The sequence below is a fragment of the Flavitalea flava genome, from assembly GCF_054461575.1.
The window spans coordinates 89,491-95,717 of sequence record NZ_JBTLQH010000027.1; the positions used below are offsets into that span (position 1 = coordinate 89,491).

Annotated in this window: 8 protein-coding genes; 4 read left to right on the forward strand and 4 right to left on the reverse strand. The window is 42.2% G+C overall.

The features are described from left to right. Positions 1 to 70 precede the first annotated feature (70 nt). Genes ACX0G9_RS21395 through ACX0G9_RS21405 form a run of 3 tightly spaced genes read left to right on the forward strand, consistent with a single transcriptional unit; the run spans position 71 to position 1,365 of the window. Complete coding sequence (locus ACX0G9_RS21395; protein ID WP_459066995.1) at positions 71 to 418, forward strand: c-type cytochrome; 348 nt, start codon at positions 71 to 73, stop codon at positions 416 to 418. A gap of 42 nt (positions 419 to 460) precedes the next feature. Next, on the forward strand, positions 461 to 964 hold the full coding sequence (locus tag ACX0G9_RS21400) for an anthrone oxygenase family protein (protein WP_459066996.1): 504 nt from the start codon (positions 461 to 463) through the stop codon (positions 962 to 964). 50 nt (positions 965 to 1,014) lie between these two features. After that, positions 1,015 to 1,365: a TfoX/Sxy family protein gene (locus tag ACX0G9_RS21405; protein ID WP_459066997.1), complete on the forward strand. Its 351-nt coding sequence runs from the start codon at positions 1,015 to 1,017 to the stop codon at positions 1,363 to 1,365. Between the two features lie 50 nt (positions 1,366 to 1,415). On the opposite strand, the gene ACX0G9_RS21410 is transcribed toward ACX0G9_RS21405, so the two are convergent. From ACX0G9_RS21410 to ACX0G9_RS21425, 4 genes are all read right to left on the reverse strand, one after another. Then, positions 1,416 to 2,276 carry a murein L,D-transpeptidase catalytic domain family protein gene (locus ACX0G9_RS21410; RefSeq protein ID WP_459066998.1) on the reverse strand — a complete coding sequence of 287 codons (861 nt, stop codon included), beginning with the start codon at positions 2,274 to 2,276 and terminating at the stop codon, positions 1,416 to 1,418. Positions 2,277 to 2,784: 508 nt separating this feature from the next. Further along, positions 2,785 to 3,048: a hypothetical protein gene (locus ACX0G9_RS21415; RefSeq protein ID WP_459066999.1), complete on the reverse strand. Its 264-nt coding sequence runs from the start codon at positions 3,046 to 3,048 to the stop codon at positions 2,785 to 2,787. Between the two features lie 10 nt (positions 3,049 to 3,058). Next, entirely contained in the window at positions 3,059 to 3,334 is a 276-nt protein-coding gene (locus ACX0G9_RS21420; protein WP_459067000.1) for a DUF1360 domain-containing protein, read from the reverse strand. A gap of 55 nt (positions 3,335 to 3,389) precedes the next feature. Beyond that, positions 3,390 to 5,558 carry a hypothetical protein gene (locus tag ACX0G9_RS21425; protein WP_459067001.1) on the reverse strand — a complete coding sequence of 723 codons (2,169 nt, stop codon included), beginning with the start codon at positions 5,556 to 5,558 and terminating at the stop codon, positions 3,390 to 3,392. A 369-nt stretch (positions 5,559 to 5,927) separates the two neighbouring features. On the opposite strand from ACX0G9_RS21425, the gene ACX0G9_RS21430 reads away from it, so the two are divergent. Then, positions 5,928 to 6,227, forward strand: a 300-nt coding sequence (locus ACX0G9_RS21430; protein ID WP_459067002.1) for an ABC transporter permease, incomplete at its 3' end; no start/stop codon positions are given.

A 6,227-nucleotide genomic window follows, 5' to 3' on the forward strand; every position in this document is an offset into this window, starting at 1 on the left:
AGAAAAGTTCCCTGTCGGTTTTGTTCTATTTTATAAAATGGGGGGATCCTAGTTTTGTTCTAAAAAGACGATGAGACAAGACAGGAATAAAAAAACAATCGCCAACCTTCAGGGAATTATAGGTTTATTGATTTTCACCCTAACTATTTATACATCATTGGGGTTCAAAGAAAGTAATTACCGGCAAACGGGAAATGGCAAGATACTTTATAGCCGCAATTGCGCCCGTTGCCATGGCCAGGAAGGAAATAAGGGCTGGCTGGGAGCCCATAATCTGAAAAAAAGCGTATTGGGAGATTCGGCAATCATTCAAAAAATAAGGACCGGGAAAGGATTTATGCCTTCCTTCAAAAAGAAGCTGACCACGGATGAATGTATCGAAGTAATGGTCTATATCAAGACGCTCAGGAATAACTAAATCAATACTATAATCTCTAATAAAAAAATAAAATCCCGGACCATGCTATTTACTTTCAAAGGTTTGTTTTTACTTATAACAGCTACAACCACTGCGTTGATGGCAGGATTGTTCTTCGCCTGGTACTGTTCTGTAATCCCGGGATTGTCCCGTTTAACGGACGCCACTTATATTTCAGCCATGCAGTCCATAAACAGAGCCATTCAGAATCCTATGTTTTTTTTCTGCTTTTTTGGAACGGCCTTTTTTCTGCCGCTATGTACTTATTTACAATATAATCATTCACACTCACCCCGTTTCTGGTTTTTACTGGCTGCTACCGTGATTTATCTGGCAGGGGTAATGGGGGTTACCATTTTTGGGAATATACCCCTCAATGAAGGGCTGGACACGTTTCAACTGACCTCTTCAACTGTACAGGATATCAGGGCTGCACGGGCTGGTTTCGAAGATTCCTGGAATGCCCTCAATAATATCCGAACTGTTTCATCGATTCTGGCTATCCTATTTGTTATTATCGCCTGTCTTAATCCGGCGGATTCCTGATTTGGAAGCTGCCGGGAAGTTCCTACCTTGTTATCACCAAATGAACGTACATGGCATTCAATGAAAAAATGGCCGACCGGGTTCGGGAGATAATTGTCCTATCAGAAATGAAAATTGAGGAAAAACAAATCTTTAGCGGCCTCTGCTTTATGGTCAATGATAAAATGTGCATCGGGATTAGAAAAGATAGTATCATGGTGAGACTGGACCCCAAACTTTCTGATGAAGTATTGGAAAAGGACGGTTGCAGCCCAATGGTCCATAATAATAAAGTGATGAGAGGATTTGTATTTGTTGGCGAGGAAAATCTTACTTCTAAAAAGAAGCTGGAGTATTGGGTAAACCTTGCCCTGGACTTCAATAAGCTCGCAAAATCATCAAGAAAAAATAAAAAAAAATAAGACCAGGAAGGCCTCATTTTATAGTTTAACATTTAGAACTCCGTTAGTGATTAACCATTAAGCACCCCTGACTGATTCAGATACTTTTTTGAAGGATAATAAATGAAAAAACAACTTCCATTTTTTACTACCGGAATGATCTGGGAACTCATTTCCGTAGGAATAGCCGGGCAGCCAAAGGTTGTTCCCATTACTCCGTATTTATGTAAGATCCGCAGGCTTACATAAGGGGCACCATGTATCACAATATTTCTCCGGCTGGCGTGATCATTAAATCCCTTATCCACTCCTTCAATTTTTAAGGAAAGCCCATTGCTTCCGTAATAGGTCCTGGAAGTGATATAGAAGCCCAGGCTGCTTTTACAGGATTCAAATTGATTTGAAAAAGAATTGGCGAATTCTTCACCGGAATTAATGCCATGCGCTACAAAAGTGCGATATAAAAGTTTCCGGTTACGAACATCTATGACATACATCCTTTCCTGACTGGAGGATTGACTAAAATCACATATAGACAATATACCGGTTTTATGTAAAAGACCTTTTTTCTGCAATTTATAATATCCCGTCCAGGCATATTGAAAAGCTTTTTTGCTTAGCCCTGCATCTTCCAATCCCATTTCATTATATATACCCGAAGCAGTAGCAATAATCAGCCTCATCTCCGCTTTCTTAGCTGCAGCCTTGCTTTCTTTTTCTATTTCCGCAGTTCTGGCACATACCGATGCAGCAGAAATAGAATAGTTAATGATTTTTTTAATAGCATCGACCGAGTGGTATGCGCCTGAAGCTGATTCATTTAAAGAACTGGTATTGTTCAGTTCGGTTTTTGCTTCGACAAAAGCAGAGGGAACAATAAAAACAACCAGAAAAAGGAAAATTTGTGTAAGGGTAATTGTTAACCTTTTCATAATAACGGATTTGGAAGGATAGATCCAATCCCTGTACCATTATTATATCTAAATGACAATCAACAAATTACGCTTATTCCAGGAAGACCATAAAGTCCCATTTCCGGAAACAATTCCCAATTTCTGGACTGCAGGACAAAATTCCCATACGCTATTACCCAAACCACGACCTTGAGATAGTAGAAGTCCGATCTTTTCTGGGTAGGAGCAAAAAAAAACAGGGACCAAAGTCCCTGAATTACCAAACCTAACTGCCTATGAAGACTATAACCTCTTTATTTAATTTTTTACCTAATAAACTTATTATCTATTTAGTTTTTACCTATTTTAAAAATTTTATCCTACTTTTTACTACACGCGTGTAGTTTATATACGACAAACGGTAAGAAATGGATTTAAAAAAGGTGCTTTTTTTAACATATTCCAATTAATTAAATATCAATCCCTTACTAAATCGTAAATTTTCGATAAGGCCAATTTTCGGAAAATCCGTCTATTCCCTTTCCTCCTATCGTTTTCCTGCCAGGAGTTGTTTCAAAACCGGCAACCGGGACATACTCAACCGGTCGCGGGAGTCGATCAATTGAACTTCCCCCATTCGGGCAAACTGATATTTTTTTCCTGTTACTCCGCCGGTAATGGTCAGGCCACTGGCCCCCCGGTATTCAAATGGCAATTGCGAGATAGCACCAGGAGAAGAGTGGGTTGCCGATAGGCCTGGGCTTTCCAATTGAGTGGAACGAAATGCATTCCTTTTATTTCCACAACACATAAGATGAATTTTAATGATTAAATTTTTCAGTTAATTTTTCCAACAAACAGGCAAGACCCGAGCCGGCCATCCAGAGCAACAGCATTTCCTTAACCGTTGCCCCCATACCAATGGCAAATGGAAGGGCAACCCAGATACTCAAACAATAGAAGCAGTCGAGCAGGTCTCCGAAGAGACCTGCTCCTGCCAGTTTCCGTAAATGGTATATGATTTCAAACGGGCCATCCTCCTTACTCAACAGATGTGTAATTCGCCAAATTGCCAGGCTCACCAGCATGAATTCCATTATCTTTTGTTTTACGCTGTAATTCGACCATTGGATCCGGCGACCGGACTCCGGTTCAATGATCCGTCAGAGCAAAAGCTTTGGTATCCCCGCTATCATAGCCCACTCTTCCCCAACCATCTGTTGCGGTTCCGTATACATTCAGGTTTTCTGCAAAAGCAGCCCGGGTACAGACAGTCCCTCCGCCATCCAATAAGGATTCTACAGAAAGAATATCGTGAACCGGATTCACAGCTGGCACTGGTCCTGCATCTCCATACACTCCCCCTGAACTGCCTTTAACAATACTAAATCCATAATAGGCATAGCCGTTTGGATGACTGGCCGTGTAGGAAACATCAGCCTGGGAAGTCCCTTTATCAGCATAGACCAGGAATCCGCATGGTCCGGCAAAATTGCCTTCCACCTCCGTCTCATAAATATGGGCGGTTGTCGGATTGTTATCAACCCGGATGATCATTCGGAAGCCGGTAAGTTTGCCGTTACTATCCAGAATCTGATTAATGGCGGGAGCGGCAACGGTATTAACGGTTACATTACCGAATGGTGCAGGCTGATTGGGATCCGGAACCAATACATCAATTCCCCAGTCCGTCAGGTTAATCTGGTTACCACTGCCATCGAACAATTCTAATTTAAGATCATACAAGCCTGCAGCAGCGGCTACATTGCCATTCTGCAACTGATTGGTCGAAAAATAAGCTGTTGCTGTATCCGTTCGCGCATCCAGTATAGCCCAGGGATCATTGGTCAGTGGGTTCCTCGGCGCCTGAATTTCGAAAAGATCGGAATTTCCCGCAGTTACCTTTGGGCCAAGATTGTAAATGGGAAAACTGATGCTCAGATCCGGGTTTATATGGAAATAATGCCTGTCAACATTTGGGGTCAATGTAGCCCAGCCTGATTCGTCCGCGGTAGATAATTTATAAGACCACCGGTAATATATCACACCCGATGGGATCAGGTCTTCTCCAAAAATGATATGCGGCTCTACACTTCCGCCAAAAGGCCCGTACGGTGTATAACCATATCCAAGATCCGGTGCCTGGCCTTCATTAACACCTGCGGTCTGCTGCACCCTGTTGACATTGGCATTGTTACCCAGGGTCGTAATCACGACCACTTTTCCCGGAGTCGTCGCATGTGATCCGCAAGGTATCCTGTCATCATTCAAATAGATATCGACCTCGGTCCCACAGGCATAGTCCCAATAGGTATGACAATGAATGGGAGGTTCGTATACCGTTGTCCAAACTCCGTTAATATTGTATTCCACCCAAAAATAGAAATCCGCATTTCCTTCGAAACAATTATGATATACATTTGTATCGAACCAACCCTGCTCGTTCGTATAAACAACTTTCTCTTCGATACAAGTATACCACCACCACCAATAGATGGGAATCCAATAACACCACCAGGGGTATAACACCCGGTAATTTTGAACCAGGTAATCTTTTACCAGGCTGACGGAATCGGTATGCAGGGCAGATATATTCGTCTGAGGCAATGCCTGAAGAGAAAGCCTGGCAGATTCCGCCATTGTCCCCATCGTTTCCCGGGGTATTTTCATCGAATCGGCCGCTTTGCGGCTAAGAGAAGGGCCTGAATTTGTTAATTCTACTGGCCCCGGTCCGACAGGAGAAATCGGGGGAACCTGGAGGATGATCTCCGGATTGATGATACTATCCCGTATTTTCAGGATCGCCGCATCCGGCAGCCTGTTAATCCAGAACCAAACAGGTTCTACTTCGCAAATATGCACTCTGGCCTGGTAAACCGGGCTATTCGTACCATTACAATTATTGAATACTCTTCCTCTGACCCTGCAGGAACAGAAACACCAATATTTCCAGATGGCAGATGGTATTGCCTGCAATTCATTCCGCTCGGCGATATGTACCGGAAGCACAGGTTCATAAGACATTCTTGCCCCGGATAATGCCCCGGAAGAGTTAATGCGGACGTTTTTATTTTTGTTTTTTTCTTCCCGCCCCGCTCTGTTGCCTTTAGGATTCACTGGAATAAATACTATTCGTTTCCCTTTTAATGATTCCGGGGAAACAGGTATTGAAAAGCTGCCTTCTCTGACTGGAATCGAGTGCAGCAGCGCTCCGGACGAGGATAAAAGCTGTGCTTCAAAACTTACCTCTTCAGGCCGGCATATGATCAGTTCATCCGGCTCTAAGGCAATGGAAAAATGGATCATTGATGGACTTGCCATAATAATTTATTTTTGATGGTTAAAAAAACACGACATGGCTGTATTCGGAAAAATACAGCATAGTTATCCGGGTGATTGTTAACGGAAAATAGTGAGACAGGTAGAAAAGGACAAGGCGCGAATTATTTGCAAATAAGAATGAACCCCGATAAGAAGAATAATAACTTATGAGCACAAAGCTAAACCTAAAATAGATTCATACAAATACTACAATGTGGTAGTTTTTTACCCCAAACTGATATAATCATGTAAATCAATCTGAAGATGTAGAAAATCTACCCCATTATCATTGCCTGCCTATATAGTTAATCCTGGCATGCAATTTTTGCATGTTATAGATCTGGAAGCCTGGATTAAACGTAAAACTGTATGAATGTGGATCAGGAGAATTTGCCTGTGCCGATAAAAGATAAGACTGCACCTGGCAGTATAACCCGATTTTTTCTTGGTGTACATGCTATCTATGCCTTCATTCTTCGTTTTTTCAAGGAAGCTTTTCTACCTCCGTATGAGTATAAAGAGGTGTTGAATCAATTTTTCGAAGTAGGAATAAAATCTCTTTCTATTATTACACTGACAGGATTCATTACAGGTCTTGTATTTACCAAACAGTCCCGTTCATCGTTGTCTGAGTTCGGAGCGACCTCCTGGTTGCCTTCTCTTATGGCC